22 protein-coding genes and 1 tRNA gene are annotated in these 22857 nt (G+C 49.8%); 3 read left to right on the top strand and 20 right to left on the bottom strand.

All coding sequences use genetic code 11. The features are described from left to right. Nucleotides 1–14: 14 nt before the first annotated feature. Nucleotides 15–209: a spore coat protein gene (locus WH45_RS15065; RefSeq protein ID WP_046215258.1), complete on the bottom strand. Its 195-nt coding sequence runs from the start codon at nucleotides 207–209 to the stop codon at nucleotides 15–17. A gap of 295 nt (nucleotides 210–504) precedes the next feature. Between WH45_RS15065 and WH45_RS15060 the strand changes: the two genes are divergently transcribed. Next, a complete protein-coding gene (locus WH45_RS15060; protein ID WP_046215257.1) occupies nucleotides 505–1233 on the top strand; it encodes a superoxide dismutase family protein in 729 nt (242 codons plus the stop codon). A 153-nt stretch (nucleotides 1234–1386) separates the two neighbouring features. Here WH45_RS15060 and WH45_RS15055 read toward each other — a convergent pair whose 3' ends face one another. The 7 genes from WH45_RS15055 to WH45_RS15025 form a co-directional block, all read right to left on the bottom strand. After that, on the bottom strand, nucleotides 1387–1689 hold the full coding sequence (locus WH45_RS15055) for a barstar family protein (RefSeq protein WP_235338387.1): 303 nt from the start codon (nucleotides 1687–1689) through the stop codon (nucleotides 1387–1389). A gap of 600 nt (nucleotides 1690–2289) precedes the next feature. Continuing rightward, the gene (locus WH45_RS15050) at nucleotides 2290–3408 is read right to left on the bottom strand and encodes a glycerol dehydrogenase (RefSeq protein WP_046215255.1); all 1119 of its coding nucleotides are present in this window, start codon (nucleotides 3406–3408) and stop codon (nucleotides 2290–2292) included. Nucleotides 3409–3787: 379 nt separating this feature from the next. Beyond that, a tRNA-Leu gene (locus WH45_RS15045) sits at nucleotides 3788–3871 on the bottom strand. Nucleotides 3872–4270: 399 nt separating this feature from the next. Next, entirely contained in the window at nucleotides 4271–5020 is a 750-nt protein-coding gene (locus WH45_RS15040; RefSeq protein WP_082096843.1) for an HAD family hydrolase, read from the bottom strand. Between the two features lie 77 nt (nucleotides 5021–5097). Further along, nucleotides 5098–6135 (bottom strand): zinc-dependent alcohol dehydrogenase, encoded by a 1038-nt coding sequence (locus WH45_RS15035; protein WP_046215254.1) that lies wholly within the window; start codon nucleotides 6133–6135, stop codon nucleotides 5098–5100. 17 nt (nucleotides 6136–6152) lie between these two features. Further along, nucleotides 6153–7394: an aspartate aminotransferase family protein gene (locus tag WH45_RS15030; protein ID WP_046215253.1), complete on the bottom strand. Its 1242-nt coding sequence runs from the start codon at nucleotides 7392–7394 to the stop codon at nucleotides 6153–6155. 336 nt (nucleotides 7395–7730) lie between these two features. Next, nucleotides 7731–8933 (bottom strand): MFS transporter, encoded by a 1203-nt coding sequence (locus WH45_RS15025; protein ID WP_046215252.1) that lies wholly within the window; start codon nucleotides 8931–8933, stop codon nucleotides 7731–7733. Between the two features lie 123 nt (nucleotides 8934–9056). Here WH45_RS15025 and WH45_RS15020 point away from each other — a divergent pair, with 123 nt between their 5' ends. Together WH45_RS15020 and WH45_RS15015 are read left to right on the top strand one after the other, a co-directional pair. Continuing rightward, entirely contained in the window at nucleotides 9057–9704 is a 648-nt protein-coding gene (locus WH45_RS15020) for a DUF1349 domain-containing protein (RefSeq protein ID WP_407668031.1), read from the top strand. Between the two features lie 933 nt (nucleotides 9705–10637). Further along, complete coding sequence (locus WH45_RS15015; protein ID WP_046215250.1) at nucleotides 10638–11114, top strand: YhjD family protein; 477 nt, start codon at nucleotides 10638–10640, stop codon at nucleotides 11112–11114. A 338-nt stretch (nucleotides 11115–11452) separates the two neighbouring features. On the opposite strand, the gene WH45_RS15010 is transcribed toward WH45_RS15015, so the two are convergent. The 12 genes from WH45_RS15010 to WH45_RS14955 form a co-directional block, all read right to left on the bottom strand. After that, a complete protein-coding gene (locus WH45_RS15010) occupies nucleotides 11453–11710 on the bottom strand; it encodes a hypothetical protein (RefSeq protein WP_046215444.1) in 258 nt (85 codons plus the stop codon). Between the two features lie 124 nt (nucleotides 11711–11834). Then, nucleotides 11835–12164, bottom strand: a complete 330-nt coding sequence (locus WH45_RS15005; protein WP_046215249.1) for a hypothetical protein — start codon at nucleotides 12162–12164, stop codon at nucleotides 11835–11837. 202 nt (nucleotides 12165–12366) lie between these two features. Beyond that, nucleotides 12367–12936 carry a xanthine phosphoribosyltransferase gene (locus WH45_RS15000; RefSeq protein ID WP_046215248.1) on the bottom strand — a complete coding sequence of 190 codons (570 nt, stop codon included), beginning with the start codon at nucleotides 12934–12936 and terminating at the stop codon, nucleotides 12367–12369. Between the two features lie 255 nt (nucleotides 12937–13191). After that, a complete protein-coding gene (locus WH45_RS14995; protein WP_046215247.1) occupies nucleotides 13192–14370 on the bottom strand; it encodes a glycosyltransferase family 4 protein in 1179 nt (392 codons plus the stop codon). Between the two features lie 237 nt (nucleotides 14371–14607). Beyond that, nucleotides 14608–15429 carry a Cof-type HAD-IIB family hydrolase gene (locus tag WH45_RS14990; protein ID WP_046215246.1) on the bottom strand — a complete coding sequence of 274 codons (822 nt, stop codon included), beginning with the start codon at nucleotides 15427–15429 and terminating at the stop codon, nucleotides 14608–14610. Between the two features lie 71 nt (nucleotides 15430–15500). After that, the gene (locus WH45_RS14985; RefSeq protein WP_046215245.1) at nucleotides 15501–16265 is read right to left on the bottom strand and encodes a pseudouridine synthase; all 765 of its coding nucleotides are present in this window, start codon (nucleotides 16263–16265) and stop codon (nucleotides 15501–15503) included. 3 nt (nucleotides 16266–16268) lie between these two features. Continuing rightward, on the bottom strand, nucleotides 16269–17921 hold the full coding sequence (locus WH45_RS14980) for an RsmB/NOP family class I SAM-dependent RNA methyltransferase (RefSeq protein WP_046215244.1): 1653 nt from the start codon (nucleotides 17919–17921) through the stop codon (nucleotides 16269–16271). A gap of 209 nt (nucleotides 17922–18130) precedes the next feature. Further along, complete coding sequence (locus WH45_RS14975; RefSeq protein ID WP_046215243.1) at nucleotides 18131–18619, bottom strand: DUF309 domain-containing protein; 489 nt, start codon at nucleotides 18617–18619, stop codon at nucleotides 18131–18133. Beyond that, nucleotides 18609–19427 (bottom strand): GTP diphosphokinase, encoded by an 819-nt coding sequence (locus tag WH45_RS14970; protein ID WP_046215242.1) that lies wholly within the window; start codon nucleotides 19425–19427, stop codon nucleotides 18609–18611. The genes WH45_RS14975 and WH45_RS14970 overlap by 11 nt, the downstream gene beginning before the upstream one ends. Nucleotides 19428–19487: 60 nt before the next feature. Next, a complete protein-coding gene (locus tag WH45_RS14965) occupies nucleotides 19488–20582 on the bottom strand; it encodes a quinone-dependent dihydroorotate dehydrogenase (protein ID WP_046215241.1) in 1095 nt (364 codons plus the stop codon). A gap of 200 nt (nucleotides 20583–20782) precedes the next feature. Continuing rightward, the gene (locus WH45_RS14960) at nucleotides 20783–22198 is read right to left on the bottom strand and encodes a L,D-transpeptidase (RefSeq protein ID WP_046215240.1); all 1416 of its coding nucleotides are present in this window, start codon (nucleotides 22196–22198) and stop codon (nucleotides 20783–20785) included. A gap of 231 nt (nucleotides 22199–22429) precedes the next feature. Continuing rightward, nucleotides 22430–22672: a ferredoxin gene (locus WH45_RS14955; RefSeq protein ID WP_046215239.1), complete on the bottom strand. Its 243-nt coding sequence runs from the start codon at nucleotides 22670–22672 to the stop codon at nucleotides 22430–22432. Between the last annotated feature and the right edge of the window lie 185 nt (nucleotides 22673–22857).

The raw sequence follows: 22857 nt of genomic DNA, 5'->3' as shown, positions 1-22857 counted from the left end.
GGATCGTCTCTGGGTTAACCGACTTCGATCAGGTCTTTCAGTTCTTCCAGTGCTTTTTTGGTCAGGGTCACGTCGGTTTGCAGCAGGGTTTTGAGCTGCTCGTCTTTGGCGAGTGGGACCATGGATGCTGCTTTGGCACCGCAGGTCGCTCTCATTGTAATCAGTTCATGAATTTCCAGTGTCTCGTGCATTGCCAACTTGTCAGCCATTCTGATTCACCTCCACATGAATTGAAGCTGCCTGTGGACTAAGCCATGAAGCCTGCGCTTATGTATCCGGGCTGCTCATGTATATGTTACCCGGCTCATTATGGATAAAACGGACTTTCTTCTTATTTTCCCATTAATGTCATAATTATTATTTTACTATTCATTTACATACATATCCCATTCAGAAAATATAGCAAAATATAAAACGTTTTCAATACAACTGCTTCTGCGCACCCATTCAGGGTAAACATGGATAGAGACCTACCATTTCATTTACCAGGGAGGATATACTGCAATGAAAAAGCCGCTTGGCAAAAAGCATTTGCTGTTCTCGTTTCTCGGTGGTGCCATCTTTTTCTCGGGCATCTCTTATGCTGCCGACCTTCAGGTTACGCCTAACACGGAGCCACTGAATTTCTACATGGATGGTGAAGCCCGCAAGACCGCTGCCACTTTTGACAACCATGGAACGATAGTTCCGCAATCTTTTGTGTACAATGGCACGACGTATGTTCCGATCCGGCATATGAGTGAACTGATGGGACATGCGATTTACTGGGATGGGCCGACCTCGACCATTTCGGTGGGTAGTCCGGTCGTACAGGTAAAGGACAGCCAGGGCAAATCTATCGGCACCATCACCCTTACCCAGCAGGACGATGGTGTATTGGCCAGAATCAATGTTTCCAATTTGCCTCCAGGCAAGCACGGATTCCATGTCCATCAATCTCCGATCAGCGGCAATGACTTTGCTACTGCCGGTTCCCATTTTAATCCGACAGGTCAGGAGCATGGTCATCTCAATCCCAATGGGGTGCATGTGGGCGATTTTCAGAATCTGGAGGTTGCAGCTGATGGAACAGCGCGGGCAGAGTTGAAGCTTGAGGAGGCCAGTCTGACCAAGGGTGACCCGCATTCCATCCTCGGTACATCGCTCATTATCCATGCAAATGAGGATGACCAGAAAACCGATCCTTCCGGCAATTCCGGCGACCGCATCGCTGGTGGCAATATTCCGCAGTAAATGGATCGTCCTTTTCTCTGTACCTATTTGTACCCTGTCGATACACATAACAAAAAGCTGCACCCGGCATATGACCGGTGTGCAGCTTATCTATATTGGCTCCTGTTCTGTAGATACCGGTTCACAGCATGGTGCAGTGCAGCGCAGCGCGCTTTACATCATTACCGCATCATGCTGAAGCCATACCCGGAAGCCATTGCCTTCTCCCTGTACTTCTTCCATCAGATCCAGTACCTGTTCGGCATACGGACCGAGCAGCTCGCGGCTGCGTTCGTAGTTGAGCCATTCGATCTGAAGCGGCATCTCTACGCTGCCTGTCAGACAATCCCAGAGGGCATCCAGATTAGCACCATAATGATCCGGCAGATCCAGTACCTGCTTGAGTGTCTGATGCAGCTCTTCTACCGTCGAGAAATCTTCACCATTTAAAATGACTGTCTTCATGTATACTCTCATTATCCACACCTTACCTTGTTCAACATTTACAATACCATTCCTACTGTTCCAGTCGGCATCTTAACGTGAACCTGTACTTCCGGAAGCTTCTTGGTACCGGCTTCTCTATCTGGGCCTGAGCGACATTGAGACCTGAAGCATGACAGCACGACACGCCTGCCGGATATATTCTCTTCTCCTGGCAGCCGCTTATACTCAGCTATTCAGTTATCTCCTTACCTTTATAACATATTCCCTTTGTAAAAGAACCTTATTTATTATGCATTTTTGTAAAAATTCTAAATAAGATTACTATGGAAATGATTGCAGGCAGCCTCTCCCCAGATTCTGCATACATGGAGCCGGCAGAACAGCCTGCCAATGATCCATCTCCAGTCCCGTCATGGGTATGTACAGAGTCACCAAGTTACCAGACTACCAGAAACCAGGCCGGATGGGAAGCGGAATCTGAAGGATAATACCAGCATGGCGGTCATGATAAAACAGCCCCATTCGCTGGCTGTGTTCTATCCGTTGTTAGGGTAAAAGAACCTGCCGGCCAACGATCACCGGCAGGTTTCTGGAGAAGCCTGCCTGTATTGTCAGATCCATTATTTCCTGTTAGTGTTGTCCTTTTTTGGCTTTGTAGGCGCGGGAATACTGGTCTGCTGCAATGATCGCATCCTTGACGTCATCGGCAGTGACGACAAACGGCAGATTATGGGCAGTCTCATCCGGCTTGGTCGCTGCCTGAGCCACACGATACAGATCTTCATCGGACACATCGGCGATTTTGAGATCTTCCAGCGTTACCGGCAGATCAAGACTGATGTAAAAGGCAATATAGCGCTCGATCTCATGAATCGGCCGTTTCTCCAGGGCCAGCTGTGTCAGCGTACCAAAAGCAACTTTCTCCCCATGAGTCATATGATGAATATCTCCCTCAAGTACGGTGAATCCATTGTGAATCGCATGGGCTCCTGCCAGGCCACCGCTCTCAAAGCCCAGTCCGCTCAGCAGAGTGTTGGCTTCGACGACTGCATCCAGTGCAGGCGTGACTACTTTGCGCTGAACCGATTCATAGGCCAGCAGACCAAAGTCAAACAGTGTCTCTTCACATTTACGGGCAATCGCTTCTGCTGCCAGTGTCGGCAGTCCGCCTGCCATCGTCGTTGCGCGTGCTTCGATAACTGCCCGTGCTTCTACCCAGGTAGCCAGTGCATCGGCAATACCCGAGGACAGGAAGCGTGCCGGTGCTCCGGCAATAATTTTGGTATCTACCAGGATCAGATCCGGATTTTTATTGTAAAATTTGTAGCTCTCGAAGATGCCTTCATCGGAGTAAATCACGGACAGTGCACTGGTCGGCGCATCCGTGGATGCTGTAGTCGGAATGATAACGGTATAGCCGCCCAGCACATCACTGACTGCCTTGGCGGTATCAAGCGTTTTGCCGCCGCCTACACCGATGACGATCTTGGCTTCATTTTCCCGGCCGATCTCTACCAGGCGATTGATCTCGTTGGTGGATGCTTCCCCGTTAAATACCGCTTTGACATAGCCTACAGAGGCTTCATCCAGGCTCTTCAGTACCTGATTACCTGCAATATCCCATACGATATCATCCGCGATGACGAGGGACTTGTCTCCTTTGAGCGCCTGTACATACTGACCTGCCTTTTGGATTACATCTCTTCCCTGCACATACTTGCCCGGACTGATAAATACGCGTTCTGTCATGATATATTGCTCCTCTCCAACCTGTAGTGGATCATGCGCCTGATACAGGAAGCACATGAATGAAGTCCATTACTCCGCTATGTACCTGATTGCTCCGCCAAGCTGCTGGCCGGGAACCGAATGGAAAGAACATTCTTCCCGCTGTTGTTGTGGCTTATGTCTTCTGAGCCTGTATACTCAGCTTGCTGGCCGCATATGAATGGCTGGCCTTCGCGAATAAATAGGCTTCCTTTATATATTCACCAGAAGTACTGTCCCATTAACAAGGATTCCTTGTCGGATATAAGAACAATATGGGTAAAAACGTTTAGATCGGATGCAGATACAACAAAAAGGCCTCATTCCATAAAGAATGAGACCTTTTTAGGCAAAAAAATAATGCGGTCGAGAGGACTCGAACCTCCACGGGGGTAAGCCCACACGGACCTGAACCGTGCGCGTCTGCCAATTCCGCCACGACCGCATAATTTAATGTTACCGTTCCATATCTAAATTTCCCGGCCACAAGAAATAGAATATCATATTAGTTAGCAAGCGTCAAACTTTATTTTATTCTGTATTTTTCCTTCTATATATAAAGATTATACAGTCAGCATATAATGACGACGTTCAGCCAGCAGAATTATCGGAATTTGTGATCACCGACTTTTCGGTAAGCTCTCCTTCCAGTCTCTATCTGCTCTGTTCACTCCTATGTGCCACCACTCCGCTTCCTATCCAATCCCCTGCTGGATCAGCCGGAGAATCAGTGCTGTACGGAGTGGCGCGACAATTCCATAAGAGTCTGCAGCCTCGATAGATATCGGTAGCTGTAATTAGTATGCAGTACGATGCCGATTGTTACTGACCTTGTATCACATGCTTATTTGGCTGCAGCTACCGACAGCTGGTGACGCAGTTCCCATAGCTCGGCATAGCTGTGAATGACCACATCCGCCTCACTCAGATTCTGATTGCCGGACCCCGGATTCTGGTGACCGATACAGCGCATGCCGGCAGACTTGGCTGCCCGCACCCCATTGCGGGAGTCTTCGATCACCATGCAGCGTTCCGGCGTCACGCCCAGGATCTCGGCGGCCCGCAGGAAAATATCCGGTGCCGGCTTGCCGTGTGCTACCTCTTCCCCACTAATCATATCGCGGAAAAAGCGGCGTATTTCCAGTCTTTCCAGAATCAGTTCAATCAGGGCACGCGGAGACGATGAAGCGACCACCATGGGCACACCGGCCTCTGTCAGCCATTCCAGCCAGTCGGTCAGCCCGTTGAACGGCTGCAGTTCCGGATGCTCGCGAATCACATCCATCACATGCTTCACATGGAACTCCAGCATCTGCTCCACCGTGCAATCGAGCAGATGCTTCTGCTGAACCTGCTCAAACATGGATGCCAGCGTCACACCTACATACGTATGATGTTCCTCTTCAGCCACACTGGCGCCAAAATGGACAAACGTGCTTTTTTCAATTTCAAAATAAATCGGTTCGCTGTCAATCAGCACCCCGTCCATATCAAAAATAAAGCCCTCGACCGGTTCATGCTGCCAGTCTGCCGATTCATGCTCAGCTGTCGAAGATAAAGAGTGCGCTGCAGATTCGTTGGAATTGGTTGTCATCGTCATTCCTCCATTACAAGTAAAATGTCCTTTTTCCTTACATTAACCCAATGCCTCCAGCGATTATCTGCCAGGCATCAGCAGGATTGTAACACAACCTTAATTGCGCTGGAGGAAGAAGTCAATGTGCCGTCATTGAGGTCACAGCCCAGCGTCTGGAATGCTTCCTTGTAGGATTGCAGCGGATACGTATGCGTGATCAGCTTGCTGGCGGGCACGAGTCCTTTCTCAATCATATAATGGGCTGTCGCAAACGTTCCGAGCGAGTCGATCGAACCGATAATTTTGAGACTGCGGTCTACGATCTCTTTGGGATTGAATGTGCTGACACCGTCACGCAGTCCGACCAGCATCAGGTAACCGCCATGCGCCAGATTGGACAGAATCTGCGTACCGATCACACCGGTCGTATCCACGACGAGATCCACCTGACGATCATCCGGTGAGATCGCCTCCAGGGCCCCTTCAAAGGAAGAATATGTAGACCAGCGTTCCGGTGCGATTGAATCTGCCAGACGCATACGTTCTTCCGAGATATCGACGATACTGCCTGTTACCCCTTTGGAAGCGAGAGCATAGCTGTACAGCATGCCAATCGGACCGGCACCGAGAATAATTGTGCGGAAATTGGGCAGCAGGTTAATCTGATTAATCCCGGTCAGCATGCAGCTCAGCGGCTCTGTCATGGTAGCTTCTTCATAGGTGACATGATCAGCCAGCTTGTACAGAAAGCGGTCTTCCGTTACATAATAATCGGTAAATGTACCATCACTGCTCACGCCGGTCTCGGTTGTACTTTTGTGAAGGCAGTGGTTCTGACGGCCTGTACGGCACATCGAGCATTGTCCGCAGTAATACGTCGGATCGATGACGACGCGGTCACCCGGCTGCAGTGTAGTTACACGCGCTCCCACTTCGATCACTTCACCGGCAGACTCGTGGCCGAGAATGATAGAGGATTTGGCATGATATTTACCGCTGATAATCCCCAGATCGGTACCGCAGACCCCTGTAGCGTGAATACGCACGAGCACATCACGGTCACCGGTAATCATCGGACGCGGTCTTTCTTCCAGTGCAACATCCCAGGCAGAACGATAGACAAGTGATAACATTATTTAACCTCCTCGGGTCAACCCATTTTTTGTAGTACACGTTCCAGACGACCAACGATTTCGACGAGCTCATCTTCTGTAACCGTGAGTGACGGACGAACTTTGACCACATTGCCGAATCCATAACGGGAACCGCGCAGAATCAGGTTTTCTTCCTTGAAGGCCATGTCGATGATCGCATTGGCTTTGCGGGAATCCGGTGCGCCATCGGCATCCTGAATCTCCAGTCCCCACATCAGACCGACGCCGCGTGCTTCACCGATCGTATCCGGATACAGTTCTGCGAGCGGGTTTAACAGATTGCCGAGCAGTTTTCCTTTGGTACGTACACTTTCGAGGAATCCGGAAGCCGATACCACTTCCATCGTCGATTTGGCAGCAGTCAGCGAGATCATATTGCTGCCCGAGGTAAAGGAATGCTCATGCTTTTCCAGCACATTCAGACGGGATTGCATCAGGACGGCAGCCACCGGCACACCAATTCCGCCGAGTCCTTTGGCGAGGGTAATAATATCCGGCTTGATATCGAACAGCGTGCTCGCATACATCTCGCCCGTACGGCCGACGCCTGTCTGCACTTCATCTGCAATCAGGATCATCTCATGCTCATCACACAGTTTGCGCAGCTGCTGGAAATATTCCATCGGTGGAATAATGTTGCCGCCATTGCCGAGAATCGGCTCGATAATCATGCAGGCAGTAGATCCTGAACCACCGAACTCCAATTGATCCGATAATGCTTCCACACACTGCATCGCACAATGTTCCGGATCAGTCTGGAACGGGCATCTGTAGCAGTACGGCACAGGCACATGCAGCGAATTGGGCACAGAGGAGTTCGGGAATCCTTTGCGGCGGAACGCATTCCCCGAGATCCCGGTAGCAAACTGGGTCTGTCCATGGTGAGAATAGAACAGGCTGACGATATCGGTGTCACCGGTATACTTTTGTGCAATCTTGGTCGCACATTCATTGGCCGTTGAACCGGTAATATCACGCATCCAGCCAGCGTCAATTCCATTGGGCGCTTCTTCTAGCAGCAGAGACAGCACTTCCTCTACATAAGGTTCGGTAAAGGAAGAAGACATATGGGTCAGATTCCCCACCTGCTCCTGAATCTTCTCAACAACATAGGGGTGATTGTAACCCAGTGACAGGTTGAACGTGCCGGACACGCCGTCCAAGTATTCATTCCCTGCGTCATCAATTAAACGGATTCCTTTTCCAATCGAAAATCGGCTTTCAGTAGTAGTTGACATGTATAATCCCTCCGGATGAATGTAATTACAATCGGTTAAGGGGCAACGGTAACGATGCGATTCTTTGATCAAGGAACTTGTTAACTGGTTGTTAAAAGAAAATTATTCTGATGAATCAGCCTTGGGATAGCTGAACTATCCGGTAGACCGACCCGCCAGGACAACGACGCCATCCATTCCAGTGACATGCCTTATACCCTCATGCTGGAAAAGCAGGCATCACCTCCTTTGCAGAATGGGATGCAGGAATCATACTGCAGATCAATCTTCTGCAGACCCGAACCTGGCGCATAGCCTCATGTTCGGTCTGCATATGGCCTATCTTCTATACATCCATCAATACTTGGACTCGATACCGGTACGCAGGGAGGTATCTGCCGATTTGAGCTGCTGTACCAGAATGATACTAACCAGCAGAATGAGTGCGAACAGAGCGAAGATCCATAGCGTCGGGCCAAATGACCAGCGATCCATACTCCAGCCGATCACATACTGCAGTACCGAACCGCCAATACCGCCCGCTGCAATCAGTGTACTGGTCGTCCGTTCCACCATACCCGGCAGCAGCGTATTGGCAAATACGAGCCCAATCGAGAACAGTCCTGATATGAACAGCCCTACGCCGAAGATCAACAGGTACATCATGATCGGATTGGTGAAAAAGGCTAGTGCGCTGATCAGCACCATCGAACCGAGCGCACTGCCGATCAGGAAAGGAACATAACTCATCGTCTCTGCCATCCGTCCGACAAACAATCTGCCGATCGTGATCGCACCCCAGAAGAAGGTCACGCTGAGCGAAGCAGCCGAGTCGCTGATCGAGATACTTTCAATCAGAATGGAGGGCAGGAAGTTCATCATCCCCAGCTCGATGCCCATATAGACAAAGAAGAACAGGACGAAGATGGACAGCAGTCGCAGCTGGGCACCGGTGTAACGCGACTTGGCCGCAGCAACCGCCTTGCTGTCCGGCTGCTGATCCTGATGCAGATGGGCCGAGCTGTCAGCCGGCATTCTTAGCCAGAACAGCAGCAGGACAAAGGTCGATAACGCCACCGTATAAAAGGACAGGTTCCACACATGCAGGTAAATGTACAAACTGGCCAGCGCCGGCAGCAGCATCGAGCCGACACCAAAGTAGACATCCAGCTTGGTCATGGCCACTGCCTTTTGCTCTTCGGCAAATTCGATCGTAAATGCCCCGATGGATGATTCAATAATCCCCGAGCCAAAGCCGACGAATATGGTCATGACTACCATCAGTGCCCATACCGGCATCGTTCCCATCACCGCATACGCAATCGTAATCGCCGCGAGCGCCACCAGCAGCAGCCTCTTGCGTCCGATGCCTGAGGATAACGATGGCGAGACCAGTACGCCTGCCAGGAATCCGATAAATTGCAGGAACAGCAGCGTACCTCCATCACTATAATCACGCCCATAGTGGGGCAGGATTACCGGCAGCAGTGCTCCCAGCATGACACTCGTTATTCCGATCAAAAAGTAAAATGCGCAGCTCAGTCTGAAAATCCGTTTCATTACCCTCATCACCTTTCCAAAAATATCTTTTTAAACTTGATATTTCCATTTCATTTACACATAATGAACTAGCGAACAGCTGCTATGCGGCTGTTCCCCATTTTATCCAGCAAAGGAGCAGGTATGATAATGAAAAATGTATTGGAAAATTTCACAGGTCAAACGATCGACGAACGATTGAAGTGGCACTGTCCTCCACAGGAATGGGAAGTATCCACAGACAAAAAGGTACTCTCCTTCAAACCTCTTGCAGAAACGGACTTCTGGCAGAAAACACATTACGGATTCCGCGTTGACAATGGACATTTCCTGTTTGCCGAAGTATCCGGCGATATGACGGTAACGACCAGAGTTCGTACATATCCGGTGCACCAGTATGATCAGGCCGGATTGATGATCCGCTTCTCCGAGCAGTGCTGGCTCAAGACCTCTGTCGAATTTGAGACCGAAGGTCATGCCAAGCTTGGCGTCGTCGTGACCAATAATGGATACTCCGACTGGTCCACCCAGAATTTCCAGGCAGGCTTCACGGAGCTGCTGTTCCGCATCAGCCGGGTGGCCGGTGACTACACCGTAGAATACGCCGAGCAGGAAGGCGACACCCCAGAATCAACAGAGTGGCATCAGATACGAATCGCGCATCTATTCGATGATATAAGCGATCAGACCCCTTTCCAATGCGGAGTGTATGCTTGCAGTCCCCAGGGACATGGCTGTCAGGTCGAATTCGAATTTCTCCATATCGAGCGTACAGACAAAGCTTCCAGCTGAGAAAGATGTCTGAAATATATGTATATGAATTGTTTCACTTACAATAATTAACTATAGATACTTTTATTATGACGGTCAATGTAAAATTTGCGTGACATTCGGGATATGGGATTGCCATCATAAATAAGAGATATTGCAATTTATTGAACAATATGGAATTACAATCTTTGATTGTCACATTATCGACAAAACCTTATTATTATGTACAAGGTCTTTTTTTCTTCAGAAATGACTGCAAATATGTACTACATTCCAAAACATCTATTTTTATTAGCCAATTCATATATTTATTTATCTTTGATTACTTCTTCTATACTGGCGTATGCGTACAAATAACCCGTTATTATCCAGAAGGCAGATTTTCTTCCGGTTAATTGCGGGTTTTTTATATGCTGACTGTTTTTAATTTCTGTCATGTAAAAATATGGAATAAAAAGAAAAATATGAATTCATCACTTTTATTGCGCATACGTTTGCACAATAGCTATTGGTAATTCAGTATCCTATTCTGCAACAAATGCAAACGCCAGTATACTGCTTTCACAACAAGAATAACAGTATATTGATAAAATATTTCAGAGGATCATTTGTCCAAAATGAAACAGACTTATGGCATGAAGAAGCAGGTTACCGTAGTTCCAATATGACATGCTAACATAACATTATGGAACTGTTGAAAGGACAATTATGCTGCCTGATCACCCGCATAATTTTAGCAGTCTGAATAACCCACTTCCCTGAATTCTTATTTGTTTTTAAAGAGTAATGAGAGCCATTACGATTATTTTCCAAATATTTGATTATACTGATCTCGAAATATCTTATTTTTCTTCTTTTTCTGCATAAATTGCCTGTTTACCGTAACTTTCACTTGCCAAATATCCCCATGTTCGGTACAATAAGAACATAAGTTCTCATAAGGTGGTGACATGAATGGCTGTCTTTTTATCTGAAGAAGAACGTTCCCTGGTAAAAAGCTATCTGCTGCTTGTTTATATTCAAAAGAAATTTGATCATGATACACGTGCGCTGGAAGAAAGTGATCAGCTCAGTGCGCCAGGCCTGTACCGGGAAGTAATCCGAAGTGCTGCTGACCGTGCCAACCTGCTGCTGTCCGAGGTAAGACGTGATCTGCGTAAGCAGAATCTGCGTCTGTATGAGGTCAACCAATCCGACAGCAGTGTAGAAGCTCAGATCCTCTGCAAGGGCCATCATGGCACCTTCCAGATCCCGGCGATAGAGTTCCGTCAGGAAGCGGCTGAGCGGATGCGTGCCTATCTGGGGCTGATACCGGCAACAGAGGCTTCTTCCGCACCGGCTGACGACAGACAGCCTGCACCCTATAATCCGTCCCGTGTACGCGAACCTGCACGCTACTCCCGCTATTCCCCTTACCGCACAGGGACCTGAGTATAGAAGCTATACACTATCATCCCTCTACGTGGTTTATCCCTTATTGTATATATACTTCCCTTTTTATTATATTGGTTATGTTGTATTGCAGCGTCTAACTCGCTTGTACAAGTTTTATTTTTAACGAACAAAAGCCATCTGATTCGGACCTCAGTCCGGCAGATGGCTTTTTTATTTATCGATGTTATTTATGCTCTTTATTTGCAGATTTGTTCAGATTGCCTTATCAACATACCCAACCTGCGATTCCATCTGTATAAGAACTACCTAGAATAGCTGCAGAATGGATGGGTAGGATTGCTGCGCCTGCTCTGCTGCTAATATGGTTCTCACTCTTATCCCTGTTCCTGCCCAGCGTCCGGCTCAACCAATTCGCTTTGTTCCAGTGGATCGATACGCGGGTCCTTGGATGGCTGAATAATATAGCTGCGGCTCAGCTTGGCCACATTACGATTTGGACGGCGGATCAGTACATGCTCATCATCCCAGGCAATGACGATACCGCGTACATCGTTATCACGTATGCCGTCTCGCACGACCCGGACTTTCTCTCCGGACTGGCGATAGGCGTCCAGTTCTTCTTCTGACATCATCATCTTCACCCTCTTTGCTCACTATGGATTATGCTATTCTTCCGCAATCTCTAATCTTCTACAAAAAAAGACCTAAATGAGATCATTTAGGTCTGAATGCTTGTTGAATGACTTCCTGCTATGATCAGCGCTGTGCGTGTTCTTTGGAATCGTTTTTCTCGAACCAATAATCAAGCACTTTCGCGGACATCACACGCTCGTTCACGTACTCTACCTGGTGATCGGAAAATTGCGATTTCCAGTTAAAGTCCAGCTCTTGACACAGATTCACAATGGTCAGCAATTCAGACCATGCTACATAACGTTTGTACCAAAAGAACTGCGGATGTTCAATCATATAGGGATACAGGTCATCAAATTCAGTGTGCTTACAATCCAAAGCACGCTCGAAGTGTACTTTTGCGGCGGCCAGTTTATTGATAAAAAACTCTTCAGTGATCGGCTCTTTGCTCATTAGTCTGCCTCCCCTCCCTAACATATCTTTATTATAAGACATTAATACCCCATTTGGAAAGAGAATATCATGTTTTCAGTCAAAGCATGTCTGGAATTGTCAAGTTCTTATTATCTCATGGGGCCATACTTACACTATCGGTTATCAATGTCCATAAAATAAGATAAACCAAAATAAAAGGTTTAAACATAAGTTGCCGAGATTAGGCGAAAGTAATATGTCCTTCATCCAGTGAGGCAATTTTCACAAGCGAATCCAGACGGATCCCCTGTTCGCGGATCGATTGTGCTCCATTTTGAAAACATTTCTCGATCACTATGCCTACACCAACCAGTGTCGCTCCGGAGCGCTGAATGATCTTGACCAAGCCGCGTGCAGCATCTCCATTGGCGATAATATCATCGATAAACAGAATACGGTCATTGGCAGTAATGAACTGCTGGGACAATACAATATCTGTCACAATGCCTTTGGTAAAGGAAGGTACACGCTCCACCAGTGCATCCGGATCGGCGAGCAATGTCTTTTTACGGCGAGCGAATACGAGCGGAACGCCCAGTTCATGCGCTGTCGCAAAAGCGACCGGAATGCCTGACGATTCTACAGTGACGACACGAGTAATCTGTTCAGAACGATACAGTTGTGCAAACTCCTGACCCATCCGCATGGTCAGCTGCGGGTCTACCTGCTGGTTCAATAGAGCGTCCAGCTTCAGTACATTATTGGATAGTACGGTGGCTTCCTGCAAAATTCGTTGTTTGAGTTCTTCCATGATTCGTCCTCCATCACTCATATTCTGATGGTTTGTGCTGCATCAGTATTCCGTTGTCAGCTGATCCTGGCGACTTGTGCGCCCGGTCCCTCTTTTCTACTGAGGCAATTCCATCCGGCGGCTGTCTCGATCATACGCATACAGACAATTATATCATGCTGCATGTCCATCTGTAGTATGGATTTGATTATACCGGATTAGTGCAGGCAAGTAATTTGCAAAATTGTAATGATTGTCGCCTTCTTCGCTGCTGCATTACTCGCTGTCCGATTGCTGGACAGTAAGATCCGACATCGAGTGAAGCGGATTCTCGGTCAAATACTCCAGATACAGCCTTTTGAGTTCATTGACCACATGGGTCAGCGAGTACTGATTTTTGGCTTTTTCCCAGCCGGTCCGAGCAAGCTCATAACGATATGAAGGATCGGTAATGACCTTTTCCAACGCATCGGCGAGCAGCTGCTCCTGATCCGGAGGGACCAGCAGGCCATTGACGCCGTCTTCGATCTGTTCGGCAATACCGCCTACATTGGTGCCGACCAGCGCCAGCCAGCAGAGCGCAGCCTCGGCAAATACAGAGCCAAACGCTTCTGCCCGGGAAGGCAGCACAAAAATATCAAAAAACGGCATAAACTCTTCCGGATGCAGGGTATATCCGTAGAAAATGGTATCCTCATAAATGCCCAGCTGCTGGGCCATCTGCTCCAGATCGGTCCGGCTCGGCCCATCCCCAATAATGTGCAGCACATAATTATGACCTCGCTGCTTGAGAATGGCGCAGGCTTTGAGCAGGGTGTCCAGCCCCTTGGCAGGTACGAGACGGCAGACCGTCATCAACTGCGGCACTTCATTTTCGTGCGGCACAGGCTTAAAGCGTTTCTCATCGAAACCGTTCGGCAGCACCTCGATCCTCTCGGGATGCTCCACGTAAGCAGACATATACGTACGGAAGGAATGGGATACGGTCATCAGGCGATCCGTTCGGTATTCCAGCTCACGATACAGGGAGGTGAGGAATTCCTGCTCCATGCTGCCTTCCGCAATTTTGCCGTTTAGCAGCAGCTCGCGTTCATAGCTGGAGTGTACGGTCTGCACAATCGGCGTATCCGGGAATACCTCACGCATGACCAGTCCAACCAACGGATGATGGGAATGAATCAGATCATAGGGCTTGTTCAGCCGCAGACGCGCCCACCAGCGGTAGTCACGATAGGTCTGGATATATTTCTGGACAACCGGACTTGTGCCATATACGGTCCAGTCAAACGTCTCAAATACGACGTCATCCTTGCCTTTGTTGCGTATCCGTTTGGGTAAAGAGAAGATCTCCATCTCCCAGCGTGCAGAGCTGAACCGTTCCTGCAGATAGGGAATCATGGACGAGACGCCTCCCGGTTGTTCAGGAGGGAAAAACAGGGCTTGCAGCAATCTCAAGAATATTCCTCCTTTCCCTTATTCGTCACTTCATTATATCAACATAACCATGCTGATCATCAAGTCTGACCCTATACTACAAGATTGTATCATGTATCGGGACAGACCAACATCATAAAACCGCTCAACTGCTTGAGCGGCTTCAGATCAGGCTGTTATCCGGTTGATTGCTGAATATTATGAAGGTGCTGGCGCACCAAGGTTGCACTGTCCGGCGCAGCATTGTGATTTAACGGATTAGCCGGTCACTCCAGCGTACTTTTGGAGCATATGATAGACGCCTTCCTCATCATTGGAATACGTCACTTCATCTGCAGCCGCTTTGACTTCAAGCGGTGAATTGTCGACGGCAATACCGAGACCGGCATATTGTATCATCGACACGTCATTGTAATAATTGCCGATCGCCATAATCTCTGCAGGAGCGATGCCCCGGCTCTCTGCCAGTGCCTGCAGCGCGTCTCCCTTGGACGCCCGGGGATGCATCAGATCGATGAAAAATTCCCCGCTGCGCAAAATGTTGAACTCCGGCGTCCACAGACTCCATTCCTTATAAGCGGTGTCCAGCTGATCCGGCGAAGCAAAGGCGCTCAACTTCAGCACGGGCGCTGACAGCTCCTCCCATGCCGGCAGCAGCAGCGGCTTCATCTGGAAGCTCTGGAACTTGGCATACATCTCCTGTGCTGCCGCCTGCATGTTCTCCGGCGAATCCACATATATTTCAAAAGCGGTATTGATATCAAAATGAATATCATGCTGGCGGCAGTAGTGCATATAATTTTCCAGTGCAGCGGTATCCAGTGGAAACTGGTGGATCACTTCACGGGTACCCGTATGCACAGTCGCTGCGCCGTTATGCACGATTACATAGCCTTCTTCATGCAGACCCAGTTGCTCCATATAAGGAATGGAGTTTACCGGTGTCCGTCCGGTACATAATACAATCTCAGTGCCGCGGGCAGCCACTTCCTGGAGTGCTGCAGCTGTCTTTGGGGAAATCTCGTGGTTGCTGTCCAGCAGCGTACCATCCATATCAAGAGCGATTAATCGATAGTTCATTGATCCACCTGCCTGTTTTTTAATATACATCCAATAGTGTTGGTTGGTTAGTTGCTTGATTGACCAGTCAGTTATGAAGTATGGTCGGCTGCGTTTCTCCCTATCGATTCCAGCTCCGCTGCCGTTAGTTCACGGTATTCGCCGAGCGGCAGCGCAGGGTCCAGCTGCAGAGCGCCCATGGAGAGCCGCTGCAGATAGATGACCTTTTTGCCGACTGATTCGAACATCCGCTTGACCTGATGGAACTTGCCTTCGGAAATGGTCAGTTGAATCCGGGATACGATGCCTTCCGGTGTAGGCATGTGTTCCAGAATACGAAGTTCTGCTGGAAGTGTCTCGTATCCGTCATCCAGTGTGACACCCTGACGGAACGCTGTAATATCATCTTCGCCGACTTCTCCCAGCACATCCGCCGCATACGTTTTGGGAACATGCTTGCGCGGAGACAGCAGATCATGGGCCAACTGACCATCATTGGTGAGCAGCAGCAGTCCTTCGGTATCCTTGTCCAGACGTCCAACCGGGAACGGCTGGAATACCTGATACTCCACATCCAGCAGATCGACCACAGTACGGTCACGCCGGTCTTCGGTCGCCGAAATGACGCCCTGCGGCTTGTTCATCATCAAATATATATATTCACGGTACATGATCTGTTCCCCGTCAAATTCAATCTTTTCCTGATATGGATCGACCTGCAGTCCGCTGTCCTTGATGACTGCGTCATTGACGGTAATCCGTCCCTGCTTGGCTGCACGCTTCAATTCACTGCGTGTGCCATAGCCGAGATTGCCGAGTATTTTGTCCAGACGCTGTTTTTTTACCGGTTTATTCATCGTTTAGATCCATCTCCATCCTGCCGGGTATTCGTTTTTGAGTATGTCGCCCTGCTGCCATTTTCCCCAGCCTGCCGAGAAGCCGTCGATACATACGAGCACATAGCCGCGCGGGGATGCTCCCTGGTCACACTGAATGCGCTCAGCCGGAACCGACAGTGTCTCGCCTTTGAGATACGATATCGCTTCCGGCGAATCCGCACTCAGATTCAGCCTGCGCTTGGCTTCGGCAGGCACCAGTGCGGCTGCCAGGGCGTGCCCTGGGGTAAAGCGGCCATTTTTGTAAGAGCCAAGATACCATCCCGGACGGATTACCTTGAGACCCTGCAGCCGATTCTCATCCACCGGGGACTGATACATATTCTGGCCAAAAGTAATCAGACGCTGCACTGTCCAGTCTCCGGTCAGCTCCTGTCCGCTGAACTCCATCCACAGTTGAGGAGGAGATGCTTCCTCCGTTCCTTGCGTCCGACTGCCGGCCGCTCCGCGTGCAGATTTGCCTTTGGACTCCGGACGTCCTCTGGAGTCGTCTCTGCCCGCCCGCCGTTCTGCCTTTTTCTCTGCCCGGCTATCCGGTCTGGAGGCAGCATGACGCTGCGGCCGTTCTTTATAGGTATGAGCGATGACGGGCGGCTCAGCAGGTATATAATCCGCCTGGCGAGCAGCCTGATGGTCCAGCACAGCGATATAATGCCCTTCTCCCTCCAGCTGATGCGGCCATAACCGAACGGTTCTGCTCGTCTGCTCGATCGATGCTGGAGACACCGGATTATACTCATCTGCCGAAATGGCGGTCAACACCGTCTCTCCCTGCTGAATCTCCTCCTCCACCCGGTGTGCCCATTCACTGCGTCCACGGCCAAAATGTTCGGCATGTGCAGGCAATGTCACGTTGAACTCCGGATGCTGATCGAGGAACACAGCGATACTGCGTTCATTTTCCTCCGGGGCAAAGGTACAGGTCGAATACACAATCCGGCCGCCCGGCGCCAGCATCGTCGCTACGGTCTGCAGAATATCCCGCTGCATGATCGAACAGCGTTCCACCGAATGGTTAATCCACTGGCGGGCGGCATCGTCGTCCTTGCGGAACATGCCTTCTCCGGAGCAGGGAGCATCGACCAGAATTTTATCAAAGAAACCGCCAAACCGGGTGGCAATCACCTCGGGTGATTCATTCAGAATCACGGCATTGCGGACACCGTACAGTTCCATATTTTTGGCGAGTGCGCGTGTACGCTCTGCACTTAGATCATTGGTGACGAGCAGTCCCTGCCCCTGCAGTGCTGCAGCAATCTGCGTCGACTTGCCGCCCGGTGCCGCGCACAGATCGAGTACACGGTCACCCGGCTGTACATCCAGCGCTTCGACCGGACTCATCGCGCTCGGCTCCTGTATATAATAGAGGCCTGCATAATAATACGGATGCTTGCCGGGGCGTGCCGCAGCATCCACATAATAGCCGGTCGGACACCACGGAATCGGCCGCAGCTCGAACGGTGACTGCTGCCGGAACTGCTCATTGGAGATTTTTAATGTATTTACACGCAATCCTGCACGGGGAGACTGCTCATAACTGTCCATAAAAGACTGGAATTCATCATCAAGCAAATCCTGCATCCGCTGCACGAATTGCGGCGGTAATTGTACTGACATAAGGTTATAGGCTCCTTCTGGATAGATAACGTACTTGTTAAGAACAAGCTATATTTTAGCATATTTCCCTCTCCCTGCGGCGACAAAACAAAAAGCCTGCCTTTTACAGGCAAGCTTTGTGGTATCCGGGTACAGATCAGTAGTCTGTTAATCTCTATAGGTACGAAGTTGTATGGAGCTGTGGGCAGATCCGATATGACCGAAATTGGTTACTCGGCACTTGATTCCTTTGCCTTGGGTCCGCGTTCGTATCCGGTACGCTGCGGAATATTCACCGGGATTGTAAGGGATGCCTCCTCTACCGCTCTGCGCAGCAAAGGATCGACAATCTCAATTTCCAGATCATAAAACTCAAACGGCTCCTGCTCATAACGCTCCAGCCGCCGAATATACCGTTCCACATCATGCCGCAGCTTGTCCAGATTAATCCCCAGCATATCGGGAGGATAAGGAGACAGCTTGCGGTGGCTGCTTTGTAGCATTTTCAGGGCACCGCTTAGCTTGTTATACATGGAATTGATCGTGCCATTGCGGAAATGGTACAGCCCGACCGCCACCTGCAGCAATCCCTGATAGACAGGTTCTCTGCCTTTGTCCAGCCACAGCTCTTCCAGTACTTCATGACACTCAAAATAATCCCGATCCCGGTTAAAGTATACCAGGTAGGCGACATACAGAGGTTCAAACTCAGCGCTCATGGTTTTCCTCATCGATCGTTCGTGAAGCGGCTTTGCGCTTGCGCTTGACATCATCAGCCAGCTGACGGAGTCCTTCAAAGTCCTTGTTTTGCCACAGTGCATTGAACTTGTCCTGACTCTCGATCGCCTCGGTAATCATATGATGGAAATACAGGCGATGAATATCCGTCAGTACCCGCTGGACGATGCTGGCATCATCCTCAAAGCTCTTCTGGGCATCCAGGATGTCTTCACGGATGCTGGACATCTCGTTATCCAGGATCATCGCCGCTTCGGCTGCTGTTTTCAGCCGGTTGCGGATCGGTGTCGGCAGACTCTGCCGGTATTTGTAATTCAGGGAGTGCTCGATCGTCGCCCAGAAATTCATCGCCAGAGTCCGGATCTGAATCTCGGCCAGTACAATTTTCTGACCGAAGGCTGTCTGTACCGGATACTCGGCGATCATATGGAAGCTGCGATAGCCGCTATCCTTGAAGTTGGTAATATAGTCTTTTTCATAAAGAACAGTCAGATCCTTACGGGCGCGAATGTACTGCGCAACCCAGCGGATATCCTCCACAAACTGGCACATAATCCGGATGCCGGCGATATCCTCAATTCCTGTCTCAAGCTCAGTCATCGGAACGTCCAGACGCTTGGCTTTATCCAGAATGCTGGATATTTTTTTGACGCGTCCGGTGACAAACTCGATTGGCGCGTATTCTTCCCTCTTTTTGAGTTCGGCGCGCATAGTTTTGAATTTTACCTTTAATTCTTCAACCGCTTGTTCATAGGGAAGCAAGAATAATTCCCAGTCTCTGTCATCCATCTTCATGCCTCCTCAGTCTATGACCTCATTCTTTCGAATTTACATGTATTGGGGGTTGGATTAGCGGTGGTCTGCCCCGACCGCCTCCGAGATATGTGTGAAGCCGTCACGCTTCATAAGCTCACGGATCCCGTTATGCAGCTCACGGGTCACCTGAGGACCTTCATAGATAAACGAAGTGTAAATCTCCACCAGACTGGAACCTGCCCTGATTTTGTCATAGGCATCCTGACTGGAGAAAATGCCGCCGCAGCCGATTATTGGCAGTCTGCCGCCGGTCTGACGATAGACGCTGGAAATGATCTCGGTGGAGCGCCGGGTTAACGGCCGTCCGCTGAGACCGCCTGCCTGTCCGGCATCGGGATGGGTTAATCCCTCTCTCGACAGAGTTGTATTCGTTGCGATCAGGCCGGCTGCTCCGCTGGACTGAATCGTATCCACCATGTATTCCAGCTCCGCCTCGCTCACATCCGGTGCAATCTTCACCAGCACGGACTTTGCCGAACCATGCTGCTGTTCCTGACGCTTCATCTCCGCCATCACGGCAGCAAGCAGTTCCTTCAGCTCATTGCCGTGCTGGAGGTTGCGCAGATCCGGCGTATTCGGTGAACTGATGTTGACGACAAAGAAGTCGGCATACGGGTAAAGGGTACGGATACAGGATTCGTAATCGTCAGCCGCCTGCTCATTGGGCGTTGTTTTATTTTTGCCGATATTCACGGCAATCGGGATGGAACGGGCATTCAGTTCCTGAAGCCTCTTCGCCATCGCATCGGCACCTTCGTTGTTAAAGCCCATCCGGTTTACGAGCGCCTGATCGGATGGAAGACGGAACAGGCGTGGCTGTTCATTACCCGGCTGAGGGCGTGGTGTAACTGTGCCCACTTCCATAAAGCCAAAACCGGATGCCGATAATCCAGGCACCGCCTGCGCATTTTTGTCCAGCCCTGCTGCCAGACCGACCGGTCCCGGGAATGTAATCCCGAACAACTCTGTCGTCATATCCGGTGTACTGGTGATGCCATACATGGAATTCATGGCTGCCAGCGTACCGGGAATGCGCACACCTGCGCCCAGTCCGCCGATTACAAGATGATGCGCTTTTTCCGGGTCCATCCGGAACAATACGGGTTTGAAAATGTTGCGATATAACAAGTTGCATTCACTCCGTTCCTGGCATTGGCCAACCGCCTGCATGCGTATCCTGCAAGGCCTCTTCCGACCGGCCTGCAAATTGATCTCTATAACAGTTTATCCTGTTCCGGGTCAAAAGAAAAGCGATCTTCTTGTTTTAAGAAGACCGCTTCCGGATTGCCGTTTGGGTTCATTCGCTGCACTGGCAGACACCGGCAAATTTAATCCAGCCAGTGATAGGTTGTATGAGGATCAGTCTGATTCTGGCTCTTGCTCGTCTTAAAGCGTTTCTCCGGTACCCATACCTTACCGGGCAGTACATCGCTGGCAATGGTTACTTTGGTTCCGAGCGGTACCATATCGAATAATTCTTCAACATCCTCCTGATCCATCCGTACACAGCCAAGCGAATCGTCCAGTCCGATACTGTCCGGTTCATTTGTACCGTGGATCGCATAGTTCGTATCAGACAGCTGCATGCCACGACTGCCAAAATCACCGTTCGATTTGCCGTTTGGATCCATCACTTTAATGGAGATATTAAACGTACCTTCCGGTGTTTTGGCACCTCCCAGTCCCACTTCATAGTTACGCAGCAGCACCTGGCCGCTCGCCACCGCGAGACGATGCTTTTTCTTGTCTACGATAATCTCTAGCGGCTGCTGGAAATAAGGCTGGCTGCCCAGCGTCGAAGCCATAATTTGCGCAGCTTCGCTATCCGAACCGGCTGCTGCACTGGCAGGCAGCTCGCTGCCGCTTTGCAGTGCCTTTAGAGCGGTAAAGGTCTGATTCATGACTTCTGTGCTGCCGGACAGCCAGTTGCCCGGGAACGCCGATTCCAGCTGACCCGGCTGGGCAGGCAGTTTTCCTTTGGCTGTCCGGTAATGGTGGATAGCCGTCTGCATGGCTGCCAGCTCCTCCTGCTGCTGCATCCATTCTCCGGCTTCCTTTTGATAATAACGGAGCTGTCCCGGCTTGCAATGGCAGTTCTCTGCATCATATGACTGAATCCTCGTCTGTCCAGGGTTATCTCCTTCTGCCAGCGTGTACATAACCGGCAGCTTCGGCTTCCATAGCAGCCATTTGTCCGACTTTTCCATTCCCAGCACAACAGCCGTATTCGGCGCTGTCTCCAGTGCCTGCTGCTGCATATAATCGGTAAAGGAATCTGCAGCCTCGTCACTGCCAAAGGATAACCCTACGGCTGTAAAGGCAAGCGGAGCACGGAACGGCGGCTTTTCCGGTTCGGAATTACCGGTATCCTTGCCGGTTTTCGTCTGGACCGGAGCAGCGGGATCATTCTGGGCCATCAGCTGGCTGCTGTCGTATGGCGCAGCGACTGAACGCATCATGAACAGGAACAGCAGCACCACTCCCAGCATGCTGTAACGCCATCGCCGTATTTTCTGCTCCCGCTTATGCGCCATTTCCATCACTTTGGCTTCATAATCTTTGAGTACATCAGCCGGTACTTTACTGTGTTCAAAAGCTTCGTAAATATCACCAGCCCGGTTATAACAGTAGTTGGCCTTGCCGACCTGTCCTTCTGCTTCGTATTCCTTGCCCAGCAGATACCAGCCCATCCGGTTATTCGGATGCATTTTCACATAACGTTTCAAATACAGTAAGTTTTTCATTCATCCATCCCCGGAATGGCTTCCGAATCTCCCTTCTTTGTAATATCAGATTATGTATTCTTCTCTGCGCAGAGTATGCCTATTATCTTCTATATCGGACAATACCCTCTTTTCTTCCAGTCATTTGCATAGGGCTGACGAATCAATTTGCATGATGCTATTTGCGCAAAAAACGCCCTGTCCACCAGAGTGGTGAACAAGGCGTTTGGCAAAAGCCATTCTCGCAAGAAATCAGGCTTCTTTGTTGAACGGAGCGTCTTCGATATGAATCGAATCGGTAGGGCATCCATCGCATGCATCCTGCATATCTTCGAACATATCGTCCGGGATAGCTGTTATGCCGCGGTTGCTGTCTCCATCGAAGATAACTTCAGCCAGACCTTCATCATCGTAATCATAAATGTCAGGCGCAGTAGCTCCACAAGCACCGCAAGCAATGCATGTATCCTTATCAACCCAGGTATATTTACTCATCTGTATTCCTCCTATCCATGCTTTCCAGTAGTCTGTTTATCGGACCCCGGTCTGTACATATAAACAAAATATAATATAAACCATCGAGAATTTCAAATGTATTACCAGCTGTTTTCCAATTACAGGCGTGTAATCCCTCTGAGACCGGAAGCCCGTTATGTTAAATTTTACCCTTTAAGCTGCCG

It is taken from the genome of Paenibacillus wulumuqiensis, assembly GCF_000971965.1.
Lineage (GTDB): Bacteria > Bacillota > Bacilli > Paenibacillales > Paenibacillaceae > Saccharibacillus > Saccharibacillus wulumuqiensis.
The sequence above is the reverse complement of the archived record's forward strand: the minus strand, read 5'-3'. Positions and strand labels throughout refer to the sequence as shown.

Bases quoted from the DNA above. Each gene is read 5' to 3' on its own strand.
- WH45_RS15065 (WP_046215258.1), bottom strand. From the start codon at position 209: ATGGCTGACAAGTTGGCAATGCACGAGACACTGGAAATTCATGAACTG.
- WH45_RS15060 (WP_046215257.1), top strand. From the start codon at position 505: ATGAAAAAGCCGCTTGGCAAAAAGCATTTGCTGTTCTCGTTTCTCGGT.
- WH45_RS15055 (WP_235338387.1), bottom strand. From the start codon at position 1,689: ATGAGAGTATACATGAAGACAGTCATTTTAAATGGTGAAGATTTCTCG.
- WH45_RS15050 (WP_046215255.1), bottom strand. From the start codon at position 3,408: ATGACAGAACGCGTATTTATCAGTCCGGGCAAGTATGTGCAGGGAAGA.
- WH45_RS15040 (WP_082096843.1), bottom strand. From the start codon at position 5,020: ATGACAACCAATTCCAACGAATCTGCAGCGCACTCTTTATCTTCGACA.
- WH45_RS15035 (WP_046215254.1), bottom strand. From the start codon at position 6,135: ATGTTATCACTTGTCTATCGTTCTGCCTGGGATGTTGCACTGGAAGAA.
- WH45_RS15030 (WP_046215253.1), bottom strand. From the start codon at position 7,394: ATGTCAACTACTACTGAAAGCCGATTTTCGATTGGAAAAGGAATCCGT.
- WH45_RS15025 (WP_046215252.1), bottom strand. From the start codon at position 8,933: ATGAAACGGATTTTCAGACTGAGCTGCGCATTTTACTTTTTGATCGGA.
- WH45_RS15020 (WP_407668031.1), top strand. From the start codon at position 9,057: ATGATAATGAAAAATGTATTGGAAAATTTCACAGGTCAAACGATCGAC.
- WH45_RS15015 (WP_046215250.1), top strand. From the start codon at position 10,638: ATGGCTGTCTTTTTATCTGAAGAAGAACGTTCCCTGGTAAAAAGCTAT.
- WH45_RS15010 (WP_046215444.1), bottom strand. From the start codon at position 11,710: ATGATGTCAGAAGAAGAACTGGACGCCTATCGCCAGTCCGGAGAGAAA.
- WH45_RS15005 (WP_046215249.1), bottom strand. From the start codon at position 12,164: ATGAGCAAAGAGCCGATCACTGAAGAGTTTTTTATCAATAAACTGGCC.
- WH45_RS15000 (WP_046215248.1), bottom strand. From the start codon at position 12,936: ATGGAAGAACTCAAACAACGAATTTTGCAGGAAGCCACCGTACTATCC.
- WH45_RS14990 (WP_046215246.1), bottom strand. From the start codon at position 15,429: ATGAACTATCGATTAATCGCTCTTGATATGGATGGTACGCTGCTGGAC.
- WH45_RS14985 (WP_046215245.1), bottom strand. From the start codon at position 16,265: ATGAATAAACCGGTAAAAAAACAGCGTCTGGACAAAATACTCGGCAAT.
- WH45_RS14980 (WP_046215244.1), bottom strand. From the start codon at position 17,921: ATGTCAGTACAATTACCGCCGCAATTCGTGCAGCGGATGCAGGATTTG.
- WH45_RS14975 (WP_046215243.1), bottom strand. From the start codon at position 18,619: ATGAGCGCTGAGTTTGAACCTCTGTATGTCGCCTACCTGGTATACTTT.
- WH45_RS14970 (WP_046215242.1), bottom strand. From the start codon at position 19,427: ATGGATGACAGAGACTGGGAATTATTCTTGCTTCCCTATGAACAAGCG.
- WH45_RS14960 (WP_046215240.1), bottom strand. From the start codon at position 22,198: ATGAAAAACTTACTGTATTTGAAACGTTATGTGAAAATGCATCCGAAT.
- WH45_RS14955 (WP_046215239.1), bottom strand. From the start codon at position 22,672: ATGAGTAAATATACCTGGGTTGATAAGGATACATGCATTGCTTGCGGT.